Below are 3,243 nucleotides of genomic sequence, written 5' to 3'. Positions count from 1 at the left end.
GCCGGGGCGTCGGGGCGGGCAGCGGAAGCCGAGGGATCGTGGCACCGCTGCGGAGCCACGCACTGCGGGACGACAAAGTGGTAGCCGGCATTCGGGTCAGGAACGGTCAGACCCGGACCACCGGAGGCGCTGTTCGCCTGCGCCTTACGCTGGGGCAGGTTCTCCCCGGGGCTGTGCAGGTCCAGGCGGGTCGCCGTGATGCCCTGGATGTTCTGCGCGGCCGCCTTCGTAGCCGGGCCGCCGCCGCCTACGCCAGCTCTGCCGATGGTCCCGGCAGCGGTGGTCGTGGCCGCGCGGACGGAGGTACGGGTGGGGTCAGCGGCCCGCGTCGCCGGAACCGTTGCTGGAGCCTGGACGGGGGCCTGGACGGGGGCCTGGGTGCGGGCCTGGGTGGGGGCGTCGTCCTCCGGCTGCACCGCGTACGTCGTAACGGGCGACGAGACGGGGTCGGAACGAGCGGCGGGGGAATCGTCCTTCGTCAGACGCTGATAGATCGGGTAGACGACCGGACCGAAGAATGCACGCTTGGGGTTGGTCAAGGTTGCGGCCGCGCCCACCACCGCTCCGGCGGCAGCCTTCGCCCCTGCCTTGACGACCGCGATCCCGAGGTCGCCGCGAGCAACGCTGGCGGTGGCACTCAGCACGCTGCCGAATGAGAAGTAGCCGGTCGGGTCGTTGTAGGCGAGCGGGTTGGCGTTGGCGTAGAGGTAGCGGTTGGCCGAGGCGGCGCCGGTGAAGGGGACGTCGGCGGTGTCACGGGAGGCGAAGCTGCCCGTGCCGGGGGTGTACCAGCGGGCCTGCGCCGACACCCGGGCCGTCGTCGGGTCCGTCCACGAACCCTGGTAGCCCACCCGCAGGTTCGCCGAACCGGCGACGATCGGCGTGCCGAACGGATCGTAGGCCCGGTTCTCCGTCAACGACGAACCGTCGGTCGGGAACGCGGCGACGAGATCACCGTGGGTGTTCGTCAGCGTCGCGACGTTCCCGCTGGACAACCCCGCGGAGATGATGTCGCCGTCAGGATCGCGGGAGTAGGCCGAGGTGCCGTCGGTGACCGGTTCGCGTTCCAGGCCGCCGTAGATCAGGCGGGTGCCGTTGCGCACCGCCAGGCGGCCGAGGCCGTCGTAGCCGTAGGAGGTCAGCGCCGAGGTGCTGTCGGAGACGAGCTGGTCCAGGGCGTCGAACTCGGTGGTGGCCGTCGTCGAGCCGGCCACCCGGGTGGCCAGCGTGCCGCGCGCGGTGTAGGTGTACGTCGCCGTGCCGTCGGAAGTCAGCCGGTTGCGCTGGTCGTAGGTGGCGGCGACCCCGTTGACCGAGGTGCGGTTGCCGGCGGCGTCCCAGCCGTAGCTGGTCGTCGTCGACGCCGGGTCGGCAGGACGTCAGCCGGTCGGCGCGGTCGTAGGTGTAGGTGGAGGTCCCGGCGCCGGCGACGGTGGCGGGGCTGACCGTCGTGGTCAGCTCGTTGTCCTCGGCGTCGTAGGTGTAGCTCTGCCCGCGCAGGGTGCCGCCGGGGCCGGCGAGGGTGTCCGAGGTGGTGCGGCCCAGGTCGTCGCCGCCCCGAGCCCCGCCGGTGATCCGACGACCGGGCCGCCCTCGACCGGGCCCCCTTCGACGCCGGGCGCTGAGGGCGCGAGCGTGCCCGGCCGGCCGCCGCCGACATCCGCCACGAACCCGTGATCCCGTGACGTCGGGTCACAGCCGAGGCCCCATTCGGCTACGGGATGATCCGGCGGCGGCGGAGGTCGTCGAAGAGGGCGTGGAACATCGTCTCGGTCTCGACGTACTCGTGGAAGCCGAAGCGGCGGGCCTTCGAACCGTCGGCGATCATGTCGTAGTCCCAGGAGAACACCGCGTCGCCGAACCCCCAGGACGAGACCTCCTGATAGGTGTGGCCGGCGAGGCCGTGGCGGGCGGTCATCGCCTTCCACAGCTCTTCCTTGTCCGCCATGACGGATTCCAGCCTCATCGGCAGCGCCGGGGCGACCTCCAGGTCGAAGTAGCCCGCGATGGCCGGCCACATCTGGCTCCACCGGAACAGGTCACCGTTGTTGATGTTGAACGCCTGGCCGGCGCACGCCTCGGTCGTTGCCGCCCACACGGTCGCCTTCGCCAGCAGGCCGGCGTCGGTGACCTCCAACAGTGCGTCGTAGGCCCCCGGTGCGCCGGGGAAGCGCAGCGGCAGGCCGAGTTCCTTCGACATCGACGCGTACACCGCGAGGACCATCGTGAGGTTCATCGGAGTGCCCGTGGCGAACCCGCAGACGACCGACGGGCGGATCGCCGACCAGCTCCAGGCCGCATCCCGACCGCGGGCGGTCAGATAGTTCTGCTGATCGACGTTGAACTCGGGTGGCATGTGCCCGGCGTCGGACTCCCGCGCCGGGGTCCTGAACGGACCCAGGTGCGCGCCGTACACCTTGTAACCCTGCATCAGGCTGACGTGACGCAGCACCGGGCTCGCCGCGTCGATGGTCTCGACGACGTTCGTCAGCATCGCCAGGTTCGGCGCGACGAGCTCGGCCCAGGTCGGCCGGTCCTGGTAGGCGGCGTAGAACACGTGGGTCACCGTGCACAGGCCACCGAGCGCGACCCGGGTGGCGTCAAGGTCGAGCAGGTCGACAGCCACGTGGCGCACCCGCGGCGCCGGCCGGCCGCCGCGACGCGACACGCCGATGACCTCCCAGTCTCCGAGGCCGGCGAGGTGCTCGACGAGGGTGCGGCCGATCACCCCCTGGGCACCGACCACCAGGGCGACCTTGCCCGCAGGCTGGGTACCCGTAGATGGGATGCCCGCAGATCGGTTGCCGGCGGGAGGGGCGCCTGCGGGGTGGGAGGCGTGGTCGGGGGTCATCCGGTGCTCCTGACATGGGCGGTGGCGGCTGCGGATCGGGCAGGGACAGGCCGGGCGGGGCCGGGCCGGGGAACGGCGATGTTTCCAGCCTGCGCATCGCGCGCACATGAGTCGAAGACATAGTTCTTGTAGGACTCATAAAATTCGTTTATGACAACGCTGCGACAGCTTGAGTACCTGGTGCGGGTCGTTGACGAGGAGTCGTTCACCCGGGCGGCCGAGCTGCTGCACGTCAGCCAGCCGGCGCTGTCGCATCAGGTACGGGCGCTGGAACGGGCGGTCGGCGGTGCGCTGCTCGAACGGCTCCCGCGCGCGGTCCGCCCGACCCCGATGGGCCGGGCGCTTCTCCCGCACGCCCGCGCCGCGCTCGCCGAGGCCGAGCGCGCCCGGTG

At 71.5% G+C, this 3,243-nt stretch carries 3 protein-coding genes; 1 reads left to right on the top strand and 2 read right to left on the bottom strand.

Annotated features, from left to right (window positions below; genetic code table 11):
* Together ND748_RS28785 and ND748_RS28780 are read right to left on the bottom strand one after the other, a co-directional pair.
* On the bottom strand, positions 1 to 1,214 hold a 1,214-nt coding region (locus tag ND748_RS28785), incomplete at its 3' end, for an RHS repeat-associated core domain-containing protein (protein WP_251749329.1).
* A gap of 500 nt (positions 1,215 to 1,714) precedes the next feature.
* The gene (locus ND748_RS28780) at positions 1,715 to 2,851 is read right to left on the bottom strand and encodes an SDR family oxidoreductase (RefSeq protein WP_251749328.1); all 1,137 of its coding nucleotides are present in this window, start codon (positions 2,849 to 2,851) and stop codon (positions 1,715 to 1,717) included.
* Between the two features lie 150 nt (positions 2,852 to 3,001).
* Here ND748_RS28780 and ND748_RS28775 point away from each other — a divergent pair.
* On the top strand, positions 3,002 to 3,243 hold a 242-nt coding region (locus ND748_RS28775), incomplete at its 3' end, for a LysR family transcriptional regulator (RefSeq protein ID WP_251749327.1).

The organism is Frankia sp. AiPs1, assembly GCF_023716945.1.
In the GTDB taxonomy this organism is placed as follows: domain Bacteria; phylum Actinomycetota; class Actinomycetes; order Frankiales; family Frankiaceae; genus Frankia.
Note: the sequence above shows the minus strand (reverse complement) of the source record. Positions and strands in the feature narration are given on the sequence as shown.